The organism is Pseudomonas sp. P9_35 (assembly GCF_034008205.1).
Classification (GTDB): Bacteria; Pseudomonadota; Gammaproteobacteria; order Pseudomonadales; family Pseudomonadaceae; genus Aquipseudomonas; species Aquipseudomonas kilonensis.
Genome location: NZ_CP125373.1, coordinates 3,104,415 through 3,126,312, shown reverse-complemented (window position 1 = coordinate 3,126,312; position 21,898 = coordinate 3,104,415). Strand labels below are relative to the sequence as shown.

The following is a 21,898-nucleotide window of genomic DNA, read 5'->3' as shown; positions in this document are numbered from 1 at the left end:
ATTGCACATGGACGACGAAACGTGTTCTGAAAGCGACTACTTTCTTAGATGGTTTTGCGCAATGCATTGGCAACCAGTGTAAATGCAGGCGAAGGCTGTCGTCGGCTGGGGTAGTACAGATAGTAGCCTGAAAACGGCGGACACCAATCTTCCAGCACGCGCACCAGTCGGCCTTCTTGCAGGTACGGTTCAAACTCTTCTTCTGGCAGGTACGCAACGCCCAGCCCGGCCACTGCCGCCTGCACGATATGCGTCGACGTGTTGAAAATCAGCTGGCCGTCAACTCGCACGTTCACCTGCTTGCCTCGCCGTTCGAAATCCCAGACATAGAGCCCGCCCGATGTCTGCATGCGCTGGTTGATACAGCGATGGGTCATCAGGTCGCGCGGACTCCTGGGAATGGCGTGGGCAGCGAAATACGCTTGCGAAGCGACGGCAGCCATCCGCAATGGAGGGCCTATCGGAACGGCAACCATGTCTTTGTCGATGGTATCGCCCAGGCGCACGCCGGCATCAAACCGATCCGCCACGATGTCTCGAAAGCCGTAACACACGTCAAATTCAACGTTTATATCCGGGTAGTCGTGCAGCAACCCGGTAAGTTTGGGGAGCAAGGTCGTGCGCAGGACATGATCGCCGCAGGTGATGCGTACGGTGCCTGCGGGCTTGTCTCGCATCTCCGTCAGCATATCCAGCTCCGCTTCTATTTCATCGAAGCGATTGCCTATCGCTTGCAGCAGCCGTTCACCCGCGATGGTCGGCGAAACGCTCCGAGTGGTCCGCGTCAATAACCGGATCTGCAAGCGTGCTTCCAGGCCATTGATGGCCTGGCTCAGTGCAGATTGTGTGACACCCAATGCCCCGGCAGCGCGCGTGAAGCTACCTTCGCGCGCGACCGTGACGAAAGACAGCAGGTCATTGAGATTTCTTTTGATCATGGTGAAACACATCTAAGCCAATTGATTAGCCTTGCTTATAGCCTTGTTAAGCATTCATTAGCTAGTCGCATAACCGTTCCCAAGTCACCATCAACGCCATGAACAGGAATAAATGCGCAACTGCGATGAAATCGGCCCGGCTTGGTTTGCTGACGGTAATGCTCGTTCTTGGCAGCTACGCAACGATCAATGGTGCCGCATCGGCATCTTCGAAAACGGAGAAAACCGTGATGTGGATGACCGTCGGCGAACAACGCTTCGCCATCACCTTGGCCGACAACGCGGCTACCCGCGCGTTTGTCACGTTGTTGCCGCTGACGTTGGAGATGAACGATCTCAACCATAACGAGAAATACGCCCCCCTTCCCCAAGCGCTACCTGCCAAAGCAAACCGGCCGGGAACGATCAGCAATGGCGACCTGATGCTGTACGGGCCGGACACCTTGGTCGTCTTTTACACGAACTTCAACTCTACCTACGCCTACACCCGTCTGGGGCAAGTGGATGACACCGCGAAACTGGCTCAAGCGCTGGGTCGGCGGGGTGTGCAAGTGACGTTTTCCAAAAAACTGATTACTCCGCATCGACAGGATTCCCAATGAAAAAGATCATCGTTTTATTAACCCTTCTTATCAGTTCGCTCTCAGCAATAGGAGCCGATATGTCCAACGGCGCAGATAACTTCTATACCAGCGACGACGTGACCGTACAAAAGGTCAATTTCAAGAACCAGTATCAAATGAACGTAGCCGGCAACCTGTTCATTCCGAAGAAACTCAATGGCAAGGCCAGAAATCCGGCGATTGTCGTAGGCCACCCGATGGGCGCGGTCAAGGAGCAGAGCGCCAACCTCTATGCCACGAAAATGGCGGAAAGAGGCTTCGTCACCCTCTCCCTGGACTTGTCATTCTGGGGCGAAAGCGAGGGGCAGCCGCGCAACGCAGTCTCGCCGGATATCTACGCCGAGGACTTCAGCGCCGCAGTGGACTTTCTCAGCGCCCAGCCTTTTGTCGATAAAGAGCGGATTGGCGCCATCGGCATCTGCGGCAGTGGCAGCTTCGTGATCAGCGCAGCGAAGATCGACCCACGCATGAAAGCCATCGCAACGGTGAGCATGTATGACATGGGTGGCGTCAATCGCAACGGATTGAAACACTCCCAAACGCTTGAACAGCGCCGGGCTATCATCGCGCAGGCCACACAGCAGCGTAATGTGGAGTTCGCGGGCGGTGAAACGCTTTACACCAGCGGTACGGTGCATCAGTTGGATGAAAACACCCATCCTATCCAACGTGAGTTCTATGACTTCTACCGCACCCCACGCGGTGAGTTCACGCCATCGAGCTCGTCCAAAGACCTGACCACGCACCCGACGCTGACAAGCAACGTCAAGTTCATGAATTTCTACCCGCTCAATGACATCGAGACCATTTCGCCTCATCCGATGTTATTCATTGCTGGCGCCGATGCGCACTCCAGGGAGTTCAGCGAAGAGGCTTACAAGCTCGCCGGTCAACCCAAGGAACTGGTCATCATTCCTGGGGCTGGCCATGTCGATCTTTATGATCGGGTCGACCTCATTCCGTTCGATAAGCTGACGAGCTTCTTCCAGAGCAATCTGAAGTAATATCAGGCCCAGTCGAGTGACCTATCGACCTACCCCCGCTTAAGCTTCCTGAATACCTGCGGCTCCCAAACTCGCATCGCCAGCAACAGCGCAGTCCCACGTTTTTCGGACAGCGGTGCGCTCAACGATTCGTTGTGAAGCGCCGCCAGTTTGCTGCGTAACTTGTGGATTTCGACTTGCAACTGGGCGTAAGCGGGTTTGGTCAGCATGCCATGGGCAAAGTGCAGGGTTTCATCGGGGACGTCGAATCGGCTCGCCATGAAATCCGGCAGCCCCTGTCGCAGGAAGAACCCTCGGATAGGGCCGTCCGGCAGCCAATCGAAATCCCGCGCAACCAGCAACCTGATGCGATTCCCCGCCTTCAGGTCCGCCAGGCCCATCCGCTCCAACACCAACAATTTTTTGATGCACTCGGCTTTTGACACGCAGTAGTCAGATACGATGTCTTCCAGTGACCATTGTCCGCACGTACGCGTGGTCTTCGATTCCCAATTGAGTGGCACTGCATGATCAACGACGCGCGAGCGCCCACCCTTTCAGGATTGTCGCCCTGTCTCACCCGACGCAGCCTGCTTCAGGCTGGCATGACCGGGATTGCCTTCGGCGTACTGTCCCCCTGGTCGGCATGGGCAGCACCTTCGGGCGTGCTGGTTAACGACGTGACATTGCTCAACCCGGTCTGGGTGAGCCGTCTGTGTGCTCCACGTACCACCTATGAGATATGCCAGGCGTTGACCCTGTGGACGGGCCCGGTGAGCATCGGTGGTGGCCGCTATAGCATGGGCGGCCAGATTGCCACTGAAGACAGCCTGCATCTCGATATGCGTCAGTTCAATCAGGTCATCCGCTATTCGCCTGAAAACAAGGTCATACGCGTGCAGTCAGGAATGCGCTGGCGCGACCTGCAGACCGTCATCGACCCGGATGACCTTTCGGTAAAGATCATGCAGAGCTATGCCAACTTCACGGTCGGCGGGGCGCTGTCAGTCAATGCTCATGGGCGTTACGTCGGCGCCGGGCCGATGAGCAACTCGGTACGCGCCCTGCAACTGGTGCTCGCCGACGGCTCTGTAGTGGAAGCCTCTCGCTCCGAAAATACCGATCTGTTTCACGCCGCCATCGGTAGCTATGGCGCGTTGGGGGTCATCACAGAGATCGAACTGGACCTGGCACCCAACGTCACGATGGAGCGCCAAGTACATCCTATGCCGGTTGCCGATTACCCCAAGTTCTTCAATGACCAGATCCGCGGAAACGACCAGGCAATCCTGCACAACGCCGATCTGGCGCCGCCCCACTTTGACCAAGCCACCGCCATCACCTGGTGCACCACGGAAAAAGAGCTGACCGTCGAAGATCGGCTGGTCGCACCGGGGCAATCGTACGCCCTGGATCAAACCATCATGTGGGGCGTGGCCAGACTCCCCGGTGGCTCGCTGATTCGCAAGGATGTCATCGACCCATTGCGCTACCTCAGCCACCCAGTGGTACGCCGCAATTACGAGGCCAGCAGGGACGTCGCCTCGCTCGGGCCGATCGCTACCCACAACAGTACCTACGCGCTGCAGGAATATTTCGTACCGGTAGCCCACTTCAACGCGTTTGCAATACAAATGGCCAATCTACTGAAGGCCCATGACGTTGATGCCATCAACATCTCCATCCGACACTCGCCGCCCGCCCCTCATACGTACCTGTCCTGGGCACGCGAGGAAGTCTTTTCATTCGTACTTTATTACTGGCAACACGTCGGCGTGGCCGACCGCGAGAAGGTCGGCGTATGGACACGCGAGCTGATCGATATTGCCTTGGCGTTCGGGGGCACTTACTACCTGCCCTATCAATTGCATGCGACGCGACAGCAATTCTCGCGTGCCTACCTTGGTGCACAACGGTTGTTTGCACTCAAGGCACGGTTCGATCCAGGCAAACGATTCCGGAACAAACTTTGGGATAAGTACTACGTGGGGTAGCGTCCGGCCGAATTCCGGTTGCTACCAGGCAGAACTCGTCCATCAAGAGCGGTTTCGCCCCGGCAGCATCCGGGCCAGGGTATTGTCACCCACCCAGTAATGATGGAACAGCCCCGCCGCCGCATGCAGGCCGATGAGCCAGTAGCCGCTGCTGCCGAGCAATTCGTGCCAATACTTGAGCTGTTTGGCCAAATCGGGATCCACCGCCACCGGTGCCGGCAAGAAGAACCCGAAATACGGCACGGGCTTACCTCCGGCGGCCAGCATCAACCAGGCCAGCACCGGTGTCGCGATCATCAGGCCATACAGGGCCGCATGCATTAAGTGGGAAACACCCGTCTGCCAGGCCGGCGGCGCGGGTGTGACTGGCGGGCGCGGTGTCAAGCGCCCGAACAGACGGACCCAAACCAGTGCAAAAATGCTCAGCCCGAAGAGCCCGTGCAACCCCAGGAACAGGCTTCGCCCGGTGCTGCCACGGGGTAACAGACCCTTGATTTCAATGCAGGCATACACACCGACGAACAGCGCCAGCATCAACCAGTGCAGGGTGATCGACAGTTTTCCATAACGGTTTACGGCAATATCGCGGGTCATAACGCGCCTCGTGAAAGTCTGACGGGCTGCCGACTCATTCGGCAGCCACGATCCGATCGCTGGGAAGCGATGCTGCCAACCTGCAGGTAAAGTCTTAAGGCAGTCTGAAGACCGACATTTCAAGACGTTTTTTTTACCTTTAGACGCTGCTACCCAGTGCGAACCGCGATCACCTCCAGAGGCTCATGGGAAGCATTCGCCAGCCTCGCCCCAACTTTGCGCGCACTCACACGTCACGAACAACCAAAGCATCGCTATGCTCTCTACGAATAGATGCGTCCGGGAAGCGACCATCTGCTGCTTAATATCAAGGAGGATTCTATGATGCGGGAAGCAACCACCGGACTCGAAAAACAGATAGAGATCGCTACAAAACTACTCTCCCTGTCGGCAAGAATCGGATTGCTGATTGGCGGCACGTGCATCGTCAGTTATTTATTGAGCAACGGTCATTACCCACAAGGCGTATCCGTTGGAGACAGTTTGTTATTTCTAGTCACTGCATTTTGCTTCGGGCTGGTGTGTGTTTACTTTTCAGTCTCCGTCACGGCTGTAGGGGTATTACTTTCGCCGTTCTTCATACCCGTGCTTAGAAGCTTCGTCTGGCTGCATGGAAAAATCACCGGTAAAAAACCCATACTGGAATTCAAACGACCAAAAATAACCTTCCTCTCGGTGTTTTTTGGAATATGCGGCGCGGTGACCATTTATTTCCTTACCCATAAAAGCCCCTTGGAACACATTCAGCTCATCCTTCTGCCCATTTTTCAGTACATCGTTTACTCCGCCTATCTGGAGCAGAACAAAAAAATAAAAGCAGCGCAGCCATCGGCACCTGAAGTCGTCGATTCCGAGCATCCTGACCAGGATCCTCACGCCGAAATGAAACCCTTGAAGAGAACCAGGGCAGTGATCGTTGGGGTAATCCTCCTGACGCCCCTTCTCATGGGGGGCGTGACTTCGGACTTGCTGCAAGCAGCCATGAGCTTCGCGCAAATACGTATAGAAAGAGCAACGATTCTGGTGAAACCGCCTTACGCCAATCTATTGCCAGCCCCCAAGGATTCACCGCTGGAAGATTACAAAAAATTTGAAGATGCGACGGTGATTTTCCGAGGCGTAGGCAATTCAACGCTGATTGAAATGCACGCCGAGGAAACGGCGATTCGGTTGGAGATCCCGAATGACTCGATCATTATCGAACGCCGTGTGAAGCCCACTGCAAAAATGAGGAAAAATCCTGAGAAAACGGAAAACTGATACCATCCGGAAAATTGACATGCCGAGCAGAACAACATGAATCGCCGCAAGAAAATAAACCAGTTATTGAAGGCTAACGCCAAAAAAGCCAGTGCCAAGCTGGCACCCAAAAACAAGACTCAATACATCAGCAAAGCCGACCGACTGAAGCTGGCGGCTGAAGCCAGCGACGCCCCCATCACGCCGCCGGAAAGCTGAGCCACGTCGCTGAAGGTCCGTCCTCAGGCCGTTTTGCACGTTAGCCAGGCGCTCCAGAAAAGACTGCTGAAGAACCGGGTAGCACTGCCGAATCCTGCATCACTCAACAGTTTTTGAACCGCAGCCTCGGAATGTGGAGGGTCGGCGCCTTGAAGAATCTTGCCAAGCTTGACCGTCACTTCTTCCGGGCTGGCGCCATGCTGTCGCCACCGTTGCCCCCAGGCCGCGAGGAGTAGCGGCTGGCTGGCATACGCATATTGGTTCCCGGCGACAATCAGCGGCGCTCCCGGCTTTAGATGTGCCTGGATGGACCGTAATATTTTCAACTTGGCTTCATCCCCATCGAGATGATGGAGTACACCGATCAAGGTGGCAGCATCGTACGACCCGTTGGCTACCAGGTCTTCAACATGCCCAAGATGCAGGGCGGTTCTTCCGAGCAAGTTGTTTGCGGCTAATTGCTGCTTCGCCGCCTCCAGCATTGGCCCGGACGGATCGACGGCAGTGAAGCGCCAACCCGGCTCCAGCTTGGCCATTGCAATGATCTCTTGCGCCGTACCGCCAGCGCCCACCACCAGTATATTCGCCGAACCCACGTTCCCAAGGGTCGCCGCCAGCATGCACGCCGCCAGGTCCTGGCAGGCGTCGTATCCAGCGAGCGCAATGCGGCTCTGCCGGCCGTACTCATTGGCCCGTGAAGTATCAAATTTTTCCGCTGAATTAAACGAGGATGATTTCAAAGCGCAGTTCTCCGTGTCCTGAAATCAAGCTACGCCTCGCTTGGAGATAATAAAAATTCATTAATTTTATGCGCAGCATTCCCGCAAGGAATATCTGTTTCCATCGGCAACGTTTTGCGCGGTCAGCCAATTGCGACTTGCGATAAACATATGGAAATACGAATATGCTTTTCCCTATGTTCTGGACCGGATTGGAGCTGTGTAATGACTGAGTTCTCCAGCGAAACCCCGCATGACTTCCCAAATCTTGACCTGTCACTCTTCGACGTACCAACAGCGGAAAAACTCGCAAAGAGCGCAGAACCAGAGCATAAACCGCGCATACTTTTGCTGTACGGATCAACCCGCGAGCGCTCTTTCAGTCAGCTGCTGACCCGCGAAGCGGCGCGCCTGTTGAAGCTCATGGGCGCCGAAACCGCGATCTTCGACCCGTCCGGGCTACCGCTACCGGACGATGCGCCCGTCGATCACCCCAAGGTGCAGGAACTACGCGAATTGGTGATGTGGTCGGAAGGCCAGGTCTGGTGCTCGCCAGAACGCCATGGCTCGATGTCGGCGGTGTTCAAGGCGCAGATCGACTGGATCCCGCTTGCGCTGGGCGCGGTTCGTCCTTCCCAAGGCAAGACATTGGCGGTGATGCAGGTATGCGGCGGATCGCAGTCCTTCAACACCGTGAACCAACTCCGCGTGCTCGGTCGCTGGATGCGCATGGTCACGATCCCCAATCAATCCTCCGTCCCCAAAGCCTTCCTTGAGTTCGACGAAGCCGGGCGCATGAAGCCATCGTCCTATTACGACCGGGTCGTCGATGTCATGGAGGAACTGATGAAGTTCACCTTGCTGGTACGCGGCAGAGAAACCTATTTGGTCGACCGCTACTCCGAGCGCAAGGAAAGCGCCGAAGCGCTCTCCAAACGCGTTAACCAGAGGTCTATCTAGGCGCGGCGATAGTGATAGGTTCTTCAGTGTGATGTAGGCATTTAACGGACGTAAGCTGCTTTCACGTCGGCCTCGTCCTGTAGGGCAGCTAAGGCCAATGAGGCAATCCAGACCACCGAAACCCCGTAATTGAGTCGCTGGTACAGGCCGAACAAATGACCGTCGGCCAATGCCGTCGCCATCAGCATAACCGTCACGATGGCCAGGACTACGCAGATCGCCGAGAACATGGCGAACCTGGCAGATAAAAGCAGCGACTTGCCAAGGAACGTCCACAGCGCTCCCGCCAGAGTGAGCGAAATGAACATCACCAGCCCCGCAAGATTGTGACTCTGCTGCGAGACCGACGGTTGAGCCGGCGCACAGCCTTGGTCGCAGGAAAAATAGCCGGCCGTAAAGCTTGCCAAGCCATGGATGAGAATCAGTGCCGCGCTAAGCAAGGCCATCGGCGATGCCTTGAACCGTCTCGCCACACCTGTTGCGAAAAGCACGAACATCACACCCAGCGGAAAATTGTTCACCCAAGCAGAGAAGCTGTGGGTTGGCGCGCCAATGGCACCTAATTGGCTCATGGCTTGATCCAGATGGCTGTAGCCTGGATAGGCCCGCGCAGTCAGTGTGACACCCAAAAACAGCCAGAATGGGATCAGTATTCCGCAGCCTAGCAAAGCACGATCAATGGTTTTCATGTTGTGACACTCCGTGTCGTTTTGATGTCCGTATCGGGGGTGATGCGAAATCTCGCATCTCTCCAGCAGAACTCTGTCGTTAACTTCCTTGGACCAGACTATCCCTGACAAAGCCGATGCCACAATGCTCGCAGTAAAACCCCGACACTACCTGTTGCAGCGGCGACGGCTTCAACATTTCAGATCTACATTCATCAATAGCCAGTTGATCCGTACGCCGATAGCCTGCTTTTTCTTCGCCGTTGAAGCGTTTCTTCGGGCTTGCTGCGCCGATCAGCAAACGTTCCCTGATCCCAGAGGCTGAGAAAATCGTTGTAGGTGGCGCACTCGATTTCCAGTTTTGGGTTCCTGTCCATTTCTACTCGTCTCATTTATTCAATCTGCCATGGTGTCAATGCCTAACTGGCTAGTGTCGGCAGACCTCTCCCAGTGCTGTGCAGAATCCGTTCTATCTCTGGCCGAGTGTATTTCTCCCAAGGGCACACGTTCGTAGAATCACCGCTGTGCGTGTACTCTCCGGCGTCAAATGCTCTGTATATCGAAAATGCCGGCTCTGGCATCGGCGCATGCATGGATACGTCCACGATAGCGACGAACAACGCATTCATGATCTCATCGCAAAATTCAAAGTCCTGAGTATTTGAAATGAAACCCTCAGCCACCGCAATCGCGACCTGATTCAAGAGACTGCAAACATCGATCTGCAGACGCACACAGATGGCGTGCACGTTGATGTTCAAGCCTTCTTCGATGGCTTCCAGCATCACGGCATGAAGATCGGCATCGCTCAGGTCTTTGGTCATTGATTCAAACGCCCGAAAATCGACTCAATCAGGAACGGAACGTTATCAGTGATCACGAGCCTCAATCCTTTGAAATCTGGAAAAACCGGATTCTACACAGGATGCGAGGCATGTCGTCGATGATTGCCAGCAGCCGAACAACTTCGTTGCTCGACGCAAAGCAATCGGCCATAAGCTAGCGGTAGGTCAATCAACAACCAGGATCGAAACACCATGGATGAACGCCAAGCAACCATCAAGAACAAGATCCACGCCATCGTGACGAGTAGCGAATCCGACGAGATCACCTATCGGTCGGAGTGGCTCGGTTACCTGCCCTTCCCGGTTTTTCAATGGGTTGAACATCAGGGTGAAAGCTTTTCCAGCGACTTCCCCTTTGATTGGACCCTTGAGGATCTGGTGAGTCTTGAGCGCACAGGGTTCTTGGAAACACTGGAAGCTTATGAAAACCCGGAAGACAGTTTTGATCGGGATATCAGGTATCGCGTTCATGTTGGGCGTGCGCCTCGATAGCTTCTGAACGAAGAAGCGTCATCGCTGGGTAGCGTTATCCCGCTGAACGAAGCGAGCAACGTAACAGTCGGAGCAACAAGACCCTCGGCAAAGAAACCTGGCTCATGCCCCTACGATCCGCTGCCCTCGCTACGTTGTTCTCGTTGGCTGCCAGCACGGCAGCCGCTGTGCCTGAACCGCTGCGTCTGGAAAGCCTGAAACGCTGCGGCGACCTGCTACAAAGCCAGCACCAGGACTGGTGCCTGACCGTACGCGGACTGGGCCAGACAACGCCGCCACTGAAACTGGGCGCAAAGGTGATACCCGCGGACACGATCCAGCGCGAAGGGGAAAACCTGCGCTTGCGCCTGGACAGCGCCGACTACCAGAGCGGCCCGCTCTGGCTGCAGGCCGGCCCACGCGCCAGCAATGCCGCCTGGCTGACCTTGCGCAACAGTCACGTACTGGCCGCCGGAGCGGACGAAGTAGCGAAGAACATGGATGGCCTGACCACCTACGTCGACCTGGTCAGCGTGCTGATCGAGGAAGACCGTGACGGCCGTCAGGAAGCCGAGCGCCTGGCCCGCAAATACGGGGCAACGGTGGTCGGCAGCATCGCGCCACTGAACCTGTACCAACTTCGCCTGCCGGCCAAGGACTTGGTGCAGCGTGACGCCCTGGTGCTGCGCCTGGGCAGCGAGACCAGCGTGGACGCCGTGGTCATCGAAGAGTCCTCGGCCGAAGAGACCGAGCAAGCCGCAGCCCATCCTGAAGAACCGAAGAAGCCAGCCCTGGACTCCGATGAGTGGGCCGCGAATCGCTTTCTCGACGCGGTGAATTATTACCAACGACGCATCCCCGGACGACAGCCGCCCATCCAGCCGCAACCGGTGCGCATCGGCCTGATCGAGCGCGATGTGGATTTCGACACGACGGACTTCGCAGACTACCTCGGCGCCTGCTCACCACCGCGCACCTGCGTCTACGCCCGCGATGCAGACAAGCCGGACAACCACGGCACAACCGTCGCCGGCATTCTCGCCGCGCACTGGGACGACAGCGGCAACACCGGTTTTCTCCGCGGGCTGGACAAGACGAGCGGCGGCTTCGAGGTCATCGTCGAACGTAATTCCGATGCCGGGATCACCGCCAACATCGCCGCCTCCGTCAACCTCGTGGAGGACGGTGTACGCGTGCTCAACTGGAGCTGGGGCATCCACCGCGTCGGCGCCAAGGACGTCAAAGGCGATAACGTCGACTCGCTGCTGCGCTCGGGCATCGCCATGGGCGGGTACGAGGAGTTGCTGGAGGAGTTCTTCCTCTGGCTGCGCAAGGAACATTCCGACGTCATCGTGGTGAACTCCGCCGGCAATGGCGCCTCGTTCTCGGGCAGCGACGAATACCGCCTGCCCTCCTCCTTCATCACCGAGCAATTGCTGGTGGTTGGCGGGCACCAGCGCAGCGAGCATACCGGTGTCGCCGTCGACGACCCGGCCTATGCGGTCAAGCGCAGCTCCTCGAACATCGACATGCGCGTCGACATCACTGCCGCCGCTTGCGCCCATGCCTCGACGACCAACGCCGGCCAGCAAGGCGCAGTGCATTGCGGCACGTCCTACGCCACGCCCATGGTCGCGGGACTGCTGGCGGCGATGCTGTCCATCAACCCGCAACTGCAACCCGAGCAACTGCGCATGCTGCTACGCCGCAGCGCCATGACCATCGGCGACAACCACGACTTCGAACAGATGGACGCCGAAGACCTCACCGCGCCCATCTTGCCGTCGGAACGCCGCTTCCAACTCAACGACAAAGACGTCGGCCGCTCGGCGCGACTGGACATGCAAAAGGCCCTGGACCTGGCCGCACAAAGCCGCGACCGCGTGCGTTGAAAGTCAAGGTCACGTCTAACTCAAGACAATGTCTGCCTTGCGCGGGCAAAACCACCCATGCATCAGCCCCGCCTGGAAGAACTGTATCGGAGCCTCGAACCCAGCGGTCTCGATGAGACCGGCGACCTGCTGTGTCGGCAGGATAGCCACGTCGCGGGCGTAGGCAGCACGAGCCCTGACCAGCATCTCCGGCTGTACGCCTGCAGAGGACATCAGCGTCATCCAGTTGCGCAGTAGCGCCTCGTAGGCAGGTGATTCGATGTCAGCGGCGAGGTCGGCGTTTGCCAGTATTGCGCCCGACTTAAGCCGGCGGGCGATCTCGTGGAAGAAAGTTATACGGGCCTGTGGCTCGAGCAAAAACTGAGACACCAGAAAACAGGTGGCACCGTCGTGGTCAGGCTCAGCAGGTAGCACGTCAAGGTAACCCTGATGAAAGCTGCAACGCGAAAGGAAGCCTTCTTGTGCCGCTTTCTGCCGACAGATATCGAGCATGGCGTCCGAGGGGTCAACGGCGGTGAAATGCCAGCCGGGGTTCTGCTTGGCCAGATGGACCAGTTCCGCACCAGTGCCTACGCCGACGCAGAGTATCCGGGCATTTTCCGGTAAGTCAGCGAACACGGCGTCGAGCAGGGTGTACAGGGCATCACGAATGGGCGCCATTCCCGCCCATTGCTTATCGTAGCTGGCGGCCTGCTGGTCGAATAAGGCCTTGAGTTCTTCATTGCGCATGGAGAGCACCTTCCTTTGCGTCGTGACGGGATGTACCGCAATGGACGCGGCTACCCTTTCAGTATCCCAGGGCTGTCAAGCCCCACCGGTTGTGCCGCAGGGCTACACGGCCTCAATCATGGAACCAATCGGTAGGTGGACTGCACCAGCCCCGAAGGAAAGCTGCGGCTGGATACCAGTTTCAAATCCACATCCCGCTCAAGCCCGCCAAACAACGGCCGCCCCGAGCCGATCAACACGGGAACGGTGGTGATCACCATATCGGTGACCAACCCATCGCGCAGAAAAGACTGCACCACCCGACCACCATCCACATAGACACGCTGCACGCCCTGACTCTCCAGCTCCGCCAGCAAATCCTTGGGGGCCCGGTTGGAGAAACGCAGCTTGCCCTTCAACGCCTCGGGCACCGACGAATCGGCCAACTGCTCGGACAGCACCACCACGGGCCGGTCGTAGAACCAAGTGTCGAAGGTCCGCACCTTTTCATAGCTCCCGCGCCCCATCACGATCACGTCCTTGTCGGCGATGAAGGCTGGATAGCCGTGGTCTTCGGACGGGTCGTCGCGCTGTAGAAGCCAGTCGATGTCGCCGTCGGAGCGGGCGATGAAGCCATCCAGGCTGGTGGCGATGAAGACGTGGGCGGTGGGCATTTGTAGCTCCTTGTTGTGGGGTAGCTCTCGTTGAACCAGAGATAGACTTGCGGCCAGAAGCAATCAATGTCGGGCTACCTCAAGTTTTTGCAGTCATCCCCTTCTGATATTCACTGAAGCGGGCTGCATTTTGCTCGAGCGGTAATGCAAGGCCATTCGCAATGTATGAGACCGTACGGTAAAAGCCCGCGAGCATCAAAATCTCCAGCACCTGATCGTCGTCGAAGTGCTTTCCGAGGCTCAAAAATTCTTCATCGCTCAACGTTGCTCGATCATGAAGCGCATCGATCGCGGTGAGGAGAATGGCCTCTTCCTCCTTCCAATGCTCCGGCCGAAGAGGATGTTCCAACGTGCCGGCCACCTCTTCTTTGGAAAGCCCGGCAGCCTGTGCGAAGGCCATCACATGTACCCCCCACTCGTATTCACACGCCGTGCGAGCACAAACCCTATCGATGACGAGTTCTCTCTGGCGAAGTGTCAGCAACGATCCATCCAGCAGAGAACCGCCCGTGAATTTTCGCCACGCACGATCACTGCTTGCAATGGTTGAGAATAGAACCAGCGGTGGTACTCCTACTCCCATTATCTTGTCGAATGTCGCCCTGACCTCGGCTGGGTAGGGTTCACCGAGTGCTTTGATTCGTGACATCGCGTATCCTCCGCTATCAAATATGTAGCAAGGATGCTCGCTACTAAATATGTAGCAAGCAAGGTCAATAACGATGAATGATAGCCAGAGCCGCGTTTCATCAATACTCAGGGGACGCCGGCCAATTATGGCTCTCCTGGACTTACTCGGACAAAAATGGGCGCTTAGAGTCCTTTGGGAACTACGCGATGGAGCCATGAGTTCCAGGGCTTTAAGAAGTGCGGCGGGAGACATCTCTCCCACTGTGCTGCAAAGCAGAATCCATGAGCTGCGCGACGCGGGCATTGTCGAAAGAGTCGACGGCGGCTACAGCCTCACGCCACTTGGCCTAGAGCTATCGGAAGCATTCGCCCCCCTCTACCGGTTTGCGGGCAAATGGGCCGACTGCCTGGAGCGGGAACCCCACTAAGGTGAGTAGTGCAGCTGACAGCAGCGATAGACGGAAATCAGCCAAAAGCGGACATCACAACGCTTGTGTAATATCTACCCCAGTCCGAGTACCGAGGTGCCTATTGGATAGCCGCTATTCCTATTCAGTTACGAGAACAGCCCAAGACCTAAACAGTGCACGTTTACTGGTAGGTAAGAGACTGAGCGTGCTGATGCATGACCAGTACTATTTCAACGGAGAGAAGAGTCTGGGAGATGTCGGTTCCATTGAATGGCGTTTCGGCGAGCAAGAGATGATATCCATGTACCTCTTGAGTGATGGTGAGAGCGTAGGGACCGACCTATTTCCCATCAATACGCCAGACGCCTTCGAGATTGAGCCTAACGCCATGTGCTCCTGGAAGAAGGAAAACCTCCTGGTAGCTTTATCAGCATCCTACCTCGAAGGCGAAAAAATTTGCGAGGTTGAGGGAATTCTCGACTCCCTCAACGGCCAGGAGTCCCGGCTAGTGGGATTTAGAGTCGAGTTTGAGTCCGGGGACTTTCTGATTTTTCTTAACCAAGGTGACAATGCCGTCATGTTGGTCAACACGTTTCCCCCCGCCAGCGTCGAAATCGAAACCAGCTTCGTTACCTTCATACAACAATGATAGCTATGGGTCGACTGCTGCCTTCTCCACCGGCGGCACTCGGCCCGAAGCAGCCCTTGATGTCTGTTTGTTGTCGTCATATGTTACGGGCATCTCCCCGTTAAATTCACCTGCGCAGTGTTTGAAGGTGCCGGGCTATCTTCAGAGAGCATTCTCAGTTCAGGTCAATGTTGGCAGCGGAACATGGGTGATCACGTCGTCCCGCATGTCGGGCACATTATCAGGAGATAATTGATGAGCGCTGGCGATGTACCTGTGGGACAAGTGGTACAAGGCTACGTAACATTTGTAGGAAGTGAGGAGCCGTGGATCGGAGCTCAGTTCATGAGCTTCAGTTATAGCGCCAATGGGAAGCGTTTTCAAAAGTCTCTCAACGAAACCATTGACGCTTGGTCAACTGCAACTCTGCGTAAAGCCTCATACGGGCTGAAGGTAGGCGACCCGGTGTCGGTTTGGTGCTCTCTCAGCGATCCGGACGTGTGTTGCATCGGCGAAAAACCAGCCGAAAAACCAGCATTGTTGCGTTTGATTGAGGCTCTGGGAGCGATAGGGTATTTAAGTTGATCCACGCTGTCCAAGCCGGCATGTTTTTGAGGCGCTTTACTGTCTAGACATGCTGGATCATCCAATGCCTGAATCCTGGCGCGCAATGGCAGCTTCTGGGCCGGTTGGTGCCGTTCGCGACTGGTGGCTTTCGGCCGAGAGCAGCAGTCCAGCCCATCAAAAACGGACGATTGATGCATTTACTGATTCGCCATGGGGTGACAGAAATGGGCTACCTTGTTGCCCCATCTATTCATAGCTCAGGGAGAGGGCCATGTCGGTAGAAATCCAGCTTTCGGAAAATGCGACTGAAGCAGAACGACTAGGAATTTTGACCCCGTTGCTGGCCCATAACCTAGCCAACGGTGGAGACGATGCCCATGAAACATTTGCTCTGTTGCTACGAGACCCTGACAGCAACGAAGTCATTGGCGGGCTGTACGGCAAGGTCTCTTATCGATGGCTGCTCATCGATCTTGTCAGCGTTCCCGAGTCGATGCGTGGTCAGGGTATTGGTGAACGGCTAATGCGCATGGCCGAAGAAGTCGCGCAGAAAAAGCACTGCACCGGTATCTGGCTGGAGACCTTCAGCTTTCAGGCCCCCGGGTTCTATCAAAAACTTGGCTACTCCGAATTCGGACGCCTGGCAGACTATCCACCGGGACATACCCGGCTCTATTACCAGAAGCTGTTGTGCTAACAACGTTTTGATTTTGGTCGGATAGCTGCTTCATAGCAGACCACAATCGGCCAATTTCAGCCAAAGCTGCCAGTCGGTCATATAATCAGCAATTGGCCCTGCCATCATTCATTTCAGAAGCAGTTGTTCATGCGCGGCGGCTGACCGATCTCAGGCTATTGTACCGGCGGAAAATCTTCATACGATTTTGGGAAGTATCCCCAAATTCTCAGAACGTCAGCGCGCACCTCAAACTCGAATCCAATTTGTGCGACTACCTTTGATATTTCTTCTGTATGGTCAATGGTCGTACGTGCAAGCAACCTTCCTTTTGAGGGGGCGGCTTCTGACAAGCCAATGTCGAACCATTCGACGGACGCAAATGGAAACGGCAGATGGTAAAACCACTCGACATCCCACTCTGAGACATATCCAGTGACGGACTTGGAGCGGTAAGACGGACGCCAACCCTGACGCTGACGAAAATGGTTGATCAGCTCATCCCACTTGGTATTGTTCGATGCACTTGCCAAGTTTCTTGTCGCAACAGCAGCATGGATTTTCTTCCGTGTTGCATCATCATGGCCCGCGCCGGACCTCGGTAGCTCGCTCATATTCAATCCTATCGATTTTTTGGTCTTCAAGAATGAATGCCTGTTTTTCGGATGTGGATGCAACCGGCCGACACCGGCAGTTATCGGCCAGAAACAAGCGTTCCAATGTATTTATACAAACGCGGAGGCGATTCATGCCACCCCGCTAGTCCGGCTGATTACCTGCACAGGCAGGCAGGTCGGTGCCAATCGTGATCATTTCGACGGAAACTGTAGGGTGGCTACCGAAGCCCCAAGACAGAGGTCCCCCATAATTCACCAGATCGTAGATCGCGCTTTCGCCAATCAGCTGGCCGTTGCGATTATCGTACAAGCGAAAAAAGGCTGGAATCTCCCAGCGAGCAAACCACTGTAGCTGCTCTGGTTCATCCGGGGGCGACTGGGGGTGAAAGAGGCCGGGCAGTAACCAAAAAGGTTTGAACTCCTGAACTCGGTAGCAGCCATTGGGACTGATCCTGGCTGCGCCGACGGGCTTCGCCAGAGCCTTTTCCCACCACTGTGAAACGGCCCATAGCGCCGCGCAGAACACGAGTGCAATGAGGGCTAACGTTGGGAGCCGGGTTAGTTTCTTCATCTTCGCAGACCTATCGGTAACTCGCATTTGAAGTTGTTCTTCCCACTCTTGAGCCCCAGGCACTGGGCTAACGCTCAATGCGCGGTTCGACTGCCGGGATGGCATTCACCTTACTCAAGGCAGACTTAAGACGTTGGGGGCACGCTATTGAGAAATGCGGCAACCTGCCGGCTGCCGCGCAAATGCACAGAGGGAATGTCCGGTCCTATGGGCAGGCGCAGCTCAGGCGTTTGCCGAGGGGGCGGACGCGGGTAGATTTACCGCTACTGGCATTGCCCAGCATCACAATCCGTTGCATGGGGACTTCCTATCGCGAAAAAATCCGGCAATTGTGCAGGTTTTTGATGTCCGGTCAAAGGCGGATGGGAGTGGGCTACCGCACTGGGGGAACGGTGTTGTGTCGCTGCTGCACTTTCTGAATATGAAATAGAGAGGCCGCCCTATCCTTGGCTACACTGAATGTCCGCAATCAGCCAAAAGCAGACGGTCGAATTTTGTATCTTCACGACCCCATGGCAACTGTTGCCCAGGACAGCTCTCGGCAAAACCAATTGGCCTCACACCAAAGTGAACTCGTGCATTGGCGTTGTAACGAAGAACAAGCGTCGAGTGGCCTGTGTTATCAATAGGGCTTTGAGTCAGATGATGAGGGGTTAACCATGAACAACAGCCGAACTGCACTGGTGACGGGTGCAACCAAAGGGATTGGTTTCGCGCTCAGTACCCAGTTGAATCAGTCAGGGTGGGATGTGGTCGGCATTGCCAGGCATCCGATTGACTATTTTCCCGGGAAGCTGTTGCTCTGTGATTTAGCCAACACTCAGGAGACGGGCGAGATGCTTGAGAAACTGCTAGAGCGGACGTCTATTGATGCCGTCGTCAATAACGCTGGCGTAGCGGCTCCGCAAAGCCTTGAAACTCTTGATCTTGAAACGCTCCAAAAAGTTTTTGACCTGAATGTCAGAGCTTCGGTGCAAGTTACTCAGGCTTGCCTGCCGTCGCTTAAGCGGTCTCCTGCGGGACGCATAGTGAATGTGTGCAGCCGTGCCATTTTTGGAGCCCGGGACAGAACAGCTTACGCTGCCGCAAAAAGCGCTTTAGTGGGTATCACCCGTACGTGGGCGCTTGAGTTGGCGCCCATTGGAATTACGGTAAATGCAGTCGCACCTGGTCCTATAGAAACTGAGCTTTTTCGAAAAACCAAACCCGTGGGAAGTGATGGTGAGCGTCAAATACTGTCCACGATTCCGATGCAAAGACTGGGAACGCCATCAGAAGTTGCCTCTCTGATTACCTACTTGTTGAGTGCGGAAGCATCTTTCGTGACGGGCCAAGTGATCAGCGTCGATGGTGGAGGAAGTCTCGGTGGCAAATAGCGATACGAGGCAGATTTCTAGCCTACGTCGTTAATCTGTTAGCCTGCGCTTTCGAACCGCCCGGGCCAATTTCAGCCAATGCTCACAGACTGCCAAGAGTTGGTTTCTGCCTTTCGCAACAGGCAAAAAACGACCCAAAGCTGCCTGTCGCGACCGGCGGAAATCGGCCAAAAACAGACCATGGACGCGCAGCTAATACGTCAGTAATGTGCAAAAAAATATGCCGCCCCCCCTTCTTGATGTCGCGTTTATAGACTCGATTTTCTTGATTGCTCAAGGGATTACGCATGAACATGGAATATTATTCAACGTCGCATGTTGCAAAATTAATTGTTGTGCCAGAAGCCGCACGGCACCTCAAAGTTGAATGACAGGAGCAATAAAGTGGAAATCAAGATTGACATATTGGATTCCCCAACAAAAAAGGATCAAGGGGTTCTGAATGATAGATTTTCAGAATATCTTAGAATTCAATATCCAAACCTACCGCGCGAATCGGAAGATAAAATATTTATTGTGGTTGCACACGATGAAGCAGGCGACTACATCGGTGCAATAAGCTGCAATTGTTATTGGGACGGCTTAGAAATTGATACCTTTTGGGTTAAGGAATCTCATCGCGGTAAAAAAATAGGTTCTATGCTATTGGAAAAAGCAGAAACGATTGGCGCCAACAATGGGGCAGTCGTTGCATTCTTAAAAACTGTTGACGCTAAACAGTTCTATGAGCGGCATGGGTATGAGACTTATGGTGTTCTTGAGGATCGACCAATCGGGACTAACCTGTATCATTTAAAGAAGCGACTAATAAAACATGCATAACAACTGGCTCAAACAGTTCGCCTCGCTCACTGGGATGGGCTAAAACCCGCCCTCGGAAAACACTAGGCTACGAAACACCGACAGAACGATTTAGCCAATCTGTTGCATCGACCGGTTGAATCCACAGTCGAAAGCCGACATCTACCCCGTCGATTTGAGTAGCCTATAACCCGCCGCACGAAACGAAGCAGCACTCAGGTTTAAACAAATGACAGACGAGCCTTTTCGTATCCCAACAGACGCTGAAATCGCTGACGCAGAGAGCAAGCTCAACTTTCGCTTTCCCGACCAGTATGTTCAGTTCCTTAAAGGTGGCAGCGATGTCGCAAACGCCGTGTTCGAAGCGGCAGTGATAGTGGGAAGCAGCAGTTATCTGGACATTTTCGAAATTGCTGAAACCGCTTGGGCACAGGGCGTCCCCCGGGACTGGTTGCCTTTCATTGAAGACAACAGCGACTACTACTGCATATCAAAGGCTGGTGCCGTCCGATACTGGTCGCACAACGGAAGCACGAACGAAAGCTGGCCAACTTTTGCCGCTTGGTTCGAACAGGTCTGCATAAACCTTGAGTAGCGTCTCTACTGGATCGGCGCCCCATGCCTAAGACGTAAAAAGCGCCCCCCTCAACGACAACACAAGCAACCGCTGACCACCGGCTGATCCGGGTCGTTCTCAAGAAATGTGACCACGACTTCCATGCCCGTCCGGGGCGGCCCCATCTCACAGCTCCAATCGGAAGCTCCCTTCAACCAACAATGACTCTTGTCGTCAAATCTATCTTCGCGGTCCCAGGGGAACTTGACCTTGATCCGCCCAAAGCGCCGATCACTCTGGCTCCCCTCGCCTTCTAAAGCGACGACTACAGCAGCCTGGTTGCTTGGCACCTGAGGTTTCTTGTGAGCCAACGGCGGACGATAGGCAACATTCCACGGAAGAACGACAAAGCGGTTGCGGTAGCCCTGATGAAAGTCATCGTCGTTCGCAGTGTTGCCACTGGCGACGTTCTCACCCAATACCTGTGGTTGCCGGCCTTCGTGGATGACCTGGGTCAGTAGCCATAGGGTGTTCCACTCTTGGCGCGGATGGCCTGAGATTTCCAGCACATGGCCGCTGACTAACCGAGTCTGGTCGCTTTGCCCTTCAGCTTGTCGATAGGCCGCATGGCGGCGCTCCATAGTCCGAAGACGTATTTGCTTGCCGTGCTCGTGACCGGTAAAACGCTCCGGGCTGTCATCTTTTTCAATGTCCAGCTGTTGCTCGAAATCATAATAGTTGCGGTGCGAGATACGACTGGTGAGCTGACCCAAACGCAGGTTGATGCGCTTGATCAGTGGCTCGTCGGCCACCCTATCGCTCTCATGCCTATAAGCAGTGGGTTGGCCAAGACTGGGAAAAGCCGACTGATCATCGCCAAAGACCAGCACGTGGCCTTGAGTGCTGTGTTGGAAGTGAAAGTGGATACCCTCTTCTTCGCACAAGCGCTGAATGAAGTGCAAATCCGTTTCGTCGTATTGGGTGCAGTAGTCACGCTCGGGGTAGGTCGCCCCCAGATGAAACCGATAGGCGTCGCCCAGAATGCCGTGCTCTTCCAGTATCAAGGCGACGATTTTCGGCACCGAGAACTGTTGATAGATCCTCTGGTTGATGCGATGGCGCAAGTAGGACAGGTGCGGTACGAGGGCCAGCCTGTAGCGCGTCAAACGCTCACCGTTATTGCTTTGAGCGATGTGGTAGACCCGTCCATGAATGCCGTTGCCCTTCGAGTCGAAGGTCAGAAAAGCCTCTACGTCGAAGAGGCTCTCGAGATCAAGGTCAGACCGCTCGCTAACAAATTCCACGTTGAAGAGGTAAGGCCTGCTGATCGCCTCTTCTCCAGTGAATGCGAGCACTTGAAAATCGTGCTCAAAACCGTCGATGGTCAAACTGAAGTGCGTTTGATTGGCTGGGCTGAACATCCGCTGTTCTCTTCTTACATAAGGCGGCGCAATGGACCGGAAGACCCCGAGCAATACTGGGTTGATGGATTAACAGGTACTAACCCACCCGCCCAGCGTGCCTGTATATCGGCGTTTG

27 protein-coding genes and 1 pseudogene are annotated in these 21,898 nt (G+C 55.3%); 16 read left to right on the top strand and 12 right to left on the bottom strand.

The features are described from left to right. Window positions 1–44: 44 nt before the first annotated feature. On the bottom strand, window positions 45–938 hold the full coding sequence (locus QMK47_RS13690; protein ID WP_214511710.1) for a LysR family transcriptional regulator: 894 nt from the start codon (window positions 936–938) through the stop codon (window positions 45–47). Window positions 939–1,063: 125 nt separating this feature from the next. Between QMK47_RS13690 and QMK47_RS13685 the strand changes: the two genes are divergently transcribed. Together QMK47_RS13685 and QMK47_RS13680 are read left to right on the top strand one after the other, a co-directional pair. Then, complete coding sequence (locus QMK47_RS13685; protein ID WP_320390409.1) at window positions 1,064–1,540, top strand: cyclophilin-like fold protein; 477 nt, start codon at window positions 1,064–1,066, stop codon at window positions 1,538–1,540. After that, window positions 1,537–2,565: an alpha/beta hydrolase gene (locus QMK47_RS13680; RefSeq protein WP_258691067.1), complete on the top strand. Its 1,029-nt coding sequence runs from the start codon at window positions 1,537–1,539 to the stop codon at window positions 2,563–2,565. The genes QMK47_RS13685 and QMK47_RS13680 overlap by 4 nt, the downstream gene beginning before the upstream one ends. Window positions 2,566–2,594: 29 nt before the next feature. Here the strand turns inward: QMK47_RS13680 and QMK47_RS13675 are convergent, their stop codons facing one another. After that, window positions 2,595–3,068, bottom strand: a complete 474-nt coding sequence (locus QMK47_RS13675) for a hypothetical protein (RefSeq protein WP_320390408.1) — start codon at window positions 3,066–3,068, stop codon at window positions 2,595–2,597. 3 nt (window positions 3,069–3,071) lie between these two features. On the opposite strand from QMK47_RS13675, the gene QMK47_RS13670 reads away from it, so the two are divergent. Then, the gene (locus tag QMK47_RS13670; RefSeq protein WP_320390407.1) at window positions 3,072–4,538 is read left to right on the top strand and encodes an FAD-binding oxidoreductase; all 1,467 of its coding nucleotides are present in this window, start codon (window positions 3,072–3,074) and stop codon (window positions 4,536–4,538) included. A 42-nt stretch (window positions 4,539–4,580) separates the two neighbouring features. On the opposite strand, the gene QMK47_RS13665 is transcribed toward QMK47_RS13670, so the two are convergent. After that, on the bottom strand, window positions 4,581–5,132 hold the full coding sequence (locus tag QMK47_RS13665; protein WP_214511713.1) for a cytochrome b: 552 nt from the start codon (window positions 5,130–5,132) through the stop codon (window positions 4,581–4,583). A gap of 321 nt (window positions 5,133–5,453) precedes the next feature. Between QMK47_RS13665 and QMK47_RS13660 the strand changes: the two genes are divergently transcribed. After that, complete coding sequence (locus tag QMK47_RS13660) at window positions 5,454–6,392, top strand: hypothetical protein (RefSeq protein WP_320390406.1); 939 nt, start codon at window positions 5,454–5,456, stop codon at window positions 6,390–6,392. 36 nt (window positions 6,393–6,428) lie between these two features. Beyond that, window positions 6,429–6,590, top strand: a complete 162-nt coding sequence (locus QMK47_RS13655) for a DUF2986 domain-containing protein (RefSeq protein ID WP_080766468.1) — start codon at window positions 6,429–6,431, stop codon at window positions 6,588–6,590. Between the two features lie 23 nt (window positions 6,591–6,613). Here the strand turns inward: QMK47_RS13655 and QMK47_RS13650 are convergent, their stop codons facing one another. Beyond that, window positions 6,614–7,330, bottom strand: a complete 717-nt coding sequence (locus QMK47_RS13650; RefSeq protein WP_320390405.1) for a class I SAM-dependent methyltransferase — start codon at window positions 7,328–7,330, stop codon at window positions 6,614–6,616. A gap of 204 nt (window positions 7,331–7,534) precedes the next feature. Here QMK47_RS13650 and arsH point away from each other — a divergent pair, with 204 nt between their 5' ends. Further along, window positions 7,535–8,269 (top strand): arsenical resistance protein ArsH, encoded by a 735-nt coding sequence (arsH, locus tag QMK47_RS13645; protein WP_320390404.1) that lies wholly within the window; start codon window positions 7,535–7,537, stop codon window positions 8,267–8,269. A gap of 41 nt (window positions 8,270–8,310) precedes the next feature. Here the strand turns inward: arsH and QMK47_RS13640 are convergent, their stop codons facing one another. Beyond that, on the bottom strand, window positions 8,311–8,958 hold the full coding sequence (locus tag QMK47_RS13640; protein WP_214511717.1) for a DUF998 domain-containing protein: 648 nt from the start codon (window positions 8,956–8,958) through the stop codon (window positions 8,311–8,313). A gap of 398 nt (window positions 8,959–9,356) precedes the next feature. Further along, window positions 9,357–9,761 (bottom strand): hypothetical protein, encoded by a 405-nt coding sequence (locus QMK47_RS13635; protein ID WP_320390403.1) that lies wholly within the window; start codon window positions 9,759–9,761, stop codon window positions 9,357–9,359. A 213-nt stretch (window positions 9,762–9,974) separates the two neighbouring features. Here QMK47_RS13635 and QMK47_RS13630 point away from each other — a divergent pair, with 213 nt between their 5' ends. Continuing rightward, a complete protein-coding gene (locus QMK47_RS13630; protein WP_320390402.1) occupies window positions 9,975–10,274 on the top strand; it encodes a hypothetical protein in 300 nt (99 codons plus the stop codon). Window positions 10,275–10,378: 104 nt separating this feature from the next. After that, entirely contained in the window at window positions 10,379–12,145 is a 1,767-nt protein-coding gene (locus QMK47_RS13625; RefSeq protein ID WP_320390401.1) for a S8/S53 family peptidase, read from the top strand. Window positions 12,146–12,160: 15 nt separating this feature from the next. On the opposite strand, the gene QMK47_RS13620 is transcribed toward QMK47_RS13625, so the two are convergent. The 3 genes from QMK47_RS13620 to QMK47_RS13610 all read right to left on the bottom strand — a co-directional run bounded on the left by QMK47_RS13620 (window position 12,161) and on the right by QMK47_RS13610 (window position 14,176). Then, the gene (locus tag QMK47_RS13620; protein ID WP_320390400.1) at window positions 12,161–12,874 is read right to left on the bottom strand and encodes a class I SAM-dependent methyltransferase; all 714 of its coding nucleotides are present in this window, start codon (window positions 12,872–12,874) and stop codon (window positions 12,161–12,163) included. A 116-nt stretch (window positions 12,875–12,990) separates the two neighbouring features. Continuing rightward, a complete protein-coding gene (locus tag QMK47_RS13615) occupies window positions 12,991–13,527 on the bottom strand; it encodes a dihydrofolate reductase family protein (protein ID WP_320390399.1) in 537 nt (178 codons plus the stop codon). A gap of 79 nt (window positions 13,528–13,606) precedes the next feature. Further along, complete coding sequence (locus QMK47_RS13610; RefSeq protein WP_320390398.1) at window positions 13,607–14,176, bottom strand: carboxymuconolactone decarboxylase family protein; 570 nt, start codon at window positions 14,174–14,176, stop codon at window positions 13,607–13,609. 73 nt (window positions 14,177–14,249) lie between these two features. Here QMK47_RS13610 and QMK47_RS13605 point away from each other — a divergent pair, with 73 nt between their 5' ends. The 5 genes and pseudogenes from QMK47_RS13605 to QMK47_RS13585 all read left to right on the top strand — a co-directional run bounded on the left by QMK47_RS13605 (window position 14,250) and on the right by QMK47_RS13585 (window position 16,459). After that, window positions 14,250–14,585 carry a helix-turn-helix domain-containing protein gene (locus QMK47_RS13605; RefSeq protein WP_320390397.1) on the top strand — a complete coding sequence of 112 codons (336 nt, stop codon included), beginning with the start codon at window positions 14,250–14,252 and terminating at the stop codon, window positions 14,583–14,585. A 193-nt stretch (window positions 14,586–14,778) separates the two neighbouring features. Then, window positions 14,779–15,216 carry a hypothetical protein gene (locus tag QMK47_RS13600; RefSeq protein ID WP_320390396.1) on the top strand — a complete coding sequence of 146 codons (438 nt, stop codon included), beginning with the start codon at window positions 14,779–14,781 and terminating at the stop codon, window positions 15,214–15,216. 87 nt (window positions 15,217–15,303) lie between these two features. After that, window positions 15,304–15,407 (top strand): annotated as a pseudogene (locus QMK47_RS13595) (glutamine amidotransferase); the annotation flags it as partial. Between the two features lie 43 nt (window positions 15,408–15,450). Then, the gene (locus QMK47_RS13590; protein WP_320390395.1) at window positions 15,451–15,780 is read left to right on the top strand and encodes a hypothetical protein; all 330 of its coding nucleotides are present in this window, start codon (window positions 15,451–15,453) and stop codon (window positions 15,778–15,780) included. Between the two features lie 253 nt (window positions 15,781–16,033). Continuing rightward, window positions 16,034–16,459 (top strand): GNAT family N-acetyltransferase, encoded by a 426-nt coding sequence (locus tag QMK47_RS13585; protein ID WP_320390394.1) that lies wholly within the window; start codon window positions 16,034–16,036, stop codon window positions 16,457–16,459. 155 nt (window positions 16,460–16,614) lie between these two features. Here the strand turns inward: QMK47_RS13585 and QMK47_RS13580 are convergent, their stop codons facing one another. Together QMK47_RS13580 and QMK47_RS13575 are read right to left on the bottom strand one after the other, a co-directional pair. Next, window positions 16,615–17,082: a DUF6678 family protein gene (locus QMK47_RS13580; protein WP_320390393.1), complete on the bottom strand. Its 468-nt coding sequence runs from the start codon at window positions 17,080–17,082 to the stop codon at window positions 16,615–16,617. A gap of 115 nt (window positions 17,083–17,197) precedes the next feature. Continuing rightward, window positions 17,198–17,626: a hypothetical protein gene (locus QMK47_RS13575; protein ID WP_320390392.1), complete on the bottom strand. Its 429-nt coding sequence runs from the start codon at window positions 17,624–17,626 to the stop codon at window positions 17,198–17,200. Window positions 17,627–18,285: 659 nt separating this feature from the next. Here QMK47_RS13575 and QMK47_RS13570 point away from each other — a divergent pair. The 3 genes from QMK47_RS13570 to QMK47_RS13560 all read left to right on the top strand — a co-directional run bounded on the left by QMK47_RS13570 (window position 18,286) and on the right by QMK47_RS13560 (window position 20,398). Then, window positions 18,286–19,002, top strand: a complete 717-nt coding sequence (locus QMK47_RS13570) for an SDR family oxidoreductase (RefSeq protein WP_320390391.1) — start codon at window positions 18,286–18,288, stop codon at window positions 19,000–19,002. 384 nt (window positions 19,003–19,386) lie between these two features. Further along, window positions 19,387–19,824: a GNAT family N-acetyltransferase gene (locus QMK47_RS13565; RefSeq protein ID WP_320390390.1), complete on the top strand. Its 438-nt coding sequence runs from the start codon at window positions 19,387–19,389 to the stop codon at window positions 19,822–19,824. Window positions 19,825–20,032: 208 nt separating this feature from the next. Beyond that, complete coding sequence (locus QMK47_RS13560) at window positions 20,033–20,398, top strand: SMI1/KNR4 family protein (protein ID WP_320390389.1); 366 nt, start codon at window positions 20,033–20,035, stop codon at window positions 20,396–20,398. A gap of 50 nt (window positions 20,399–20,448) precedes the next feature. Here the strand turns inward: QMK47_RS13560 and tssI are convergent, their stop codons facing one another. Continuing rightward, the gene (gene tssI, locus QMK47_RS13555) at window positions 20,449–21,780 is read right to left on the bottom strand and encodes a type VI secretion system tip protein TssI/VgrG (protein WP_320390388.1); all 1,332 of its coding nucleotides are present in this window, start codon (window positions 21,778–21,780) and stop codon (window positions 20,449–20,451) included. Window positions 21,781–21,898 lie beyond the last annotated feature (118 nt).

What these genes read in the sequence shown, in the direction of transcription:
- QMK47_RS13690 (WP_214511710.1), bottom strand. Translation starts at nt 938, where the DNA reads ATGATCAAAAGAAATCTCAATGACCTGCTGTCTTTCGTCACGGTCGCG.
- QMK47_RS13685 (WP_320390409.1), top strand. Translation starts at nt 1,064, where the DNA reads ATGAAATCGGCCCGGCTTGGTTTGCTGACGGTAATGCTCGTTCTTGGC.
- QMK47_RS13680 (WP_258691067.1), top strand. Translation starts at nt 1,537, where the DNA reads ATGAAAAAGATCATCGTTTTATTAACCCTTCTTATCAGTTCGCTCTCA.
- QMK47_RS13670 (WP_320390407.1), top strand. Translation starts at nt 3,072, where the DNA reads ATGATCAACGACGCGCGAGCGCCCACCCTTTCAGGATTGTCGCCCTGT.
- QMK47_RS13665 (WP_214511713.1), bottom strand. Translation starts at nt 5,132, where the DNA reads ATGACCCGCGATATTGCCGTAAACCGTTATGGAAAACTGTCGATCACC.
- QMK47_RS13660 (WP_320390406.1), top strand. Translation starts at nt 5,454, where the DNA reads ATGATGCGGGAAGCAACCACCGGACTCGAAAAACAGATAGAGATCGCT.
- QMK47_RS13655 (WP_080766468.1), top strand. Translation starts at nt 6,429, where the DNA reads ATGAATCGCCGCAAGAAAATAAACCAGTTATTGAAGGCTAACGCCAAA.
- arsH (WP_320390404.1), top strand. Translation starts at nt 7,535, where the DNA reads ATGACTGAGTTCTCCAGCGAAACCCCGCATGACTTCCCAAATCTTGAC.
- QMK47_RS13640 (WP_214511717.1), bottom strand. Translation starts at nt 8,958, where the DNA reads ATGAAAACCATTGATCGTGCTTTGCTAGGCTGCGGAATACTGATCCCA.
- QMK47_RS13635 (WP_320390403.1), bottom strand. Translation starts at nt 9,761, where the DNA reads ATGACCAAAGACCTGAGCGATGCCGATCTTCATGCCGTGATGCTGGAA.
- QMK47_RS13630 (WP_320390402.1), top strand. Translation starts at nt 9,975, where the DNA reads ATGGATGAACGCCAAGCAACCATCAAGAACAAGATCCACGCCATCGTG.
- QMK47_RS13625 (WP_320390401.1), top strand. Translation starts at nt 10,379, where the DNA reads ATGCCCCTACGATCCGCTGCCCTCGCTACGTTGTTCTCGTTGGCTGCC.
- QMK47_RS13620 (WP_320390400.1), bottom strand. Translation starts at nt 12,874, where the DNA reads ATGCGCAATGAAGAACTCAAGGCCTTATTCGACCAGCAGGCCGCCAGC.
- QMK47_RS13615 (WP_320390399.1), bottom strand. Translation starts at nt 13,527, where the DNA reads ATGCCCACCGCCCACGTCTTCATCGCCACCAGCCTGGATGGCTTCATC.
- QMK47_RS13610 (WP_320390398.1), bottom strand. Translation starts at nt 14,176, where the DNA reads ATGTCACGAATCAAAGCACTCGGTGAACCCTACCCAGCCGAGGTCAGG.
- QMK47_RS13605 (WP_320390397.1), top strand. Translation starts at nt 14,250, where the DNA reads ATGAATGATAGCCAGAGCCGCGTTTCATCAATACTCAGGGGACGCCGG.
- QMK47_RS13600 (WP_320390396.1), top strand. Translation starts at nt 14,779, where the DNA reads ATGCATGACCAGTACTATTTCAACGGAGAGAAGAGTCTGGGAGATGTC.
- QMK47_RS13590 (WP_320390395.1), top strand. Translation starts at nt 15,451, where the DNA reads ATGAGCGCTGGCGATGTACCTGTGGGACAAGTGGTACAAGGCTACGTA.
- QMK47_RS13585 (WP_320390394.1), top strand. Translation starts at nt 16,034, where the DNA reads ATGTCGGTAGAAATCCAGCTTTCGGAAAATGCGACTGAAGCAGAACGA.
- QMK47_RS13575 (WP_320390392.1), bottom strand. Translation starts at nt 17,626, where the DNA reads ATGAAGAAACTAACCCGGCTCCCAACGTTAGCCCTCATTGCACTCGTG.
- QMK47_RS13570 (WP_320390391.1), top strand. Translation starts at nt 18,286, where the DNA reads ATGAACAACAGCCGAACTGCACTGGTGACGGGTGCAACCAAAGGGATT.
- QMK47_RS13560 (WP_320390389.1), top strand. Translation starts at nt 20,033, where the DNA reads ATGACAGACGAGCCTTTTCGTATCCCAACAGACGCTGAAATCGCTGAC.
- tssI (WP_320390388.1), bottom strand. Translation starts at nt 21,780, where the DNA reads ATGTTCAGCCCAGCCAATCAAACGCACTTCAGTTTGACCATCGACGGT.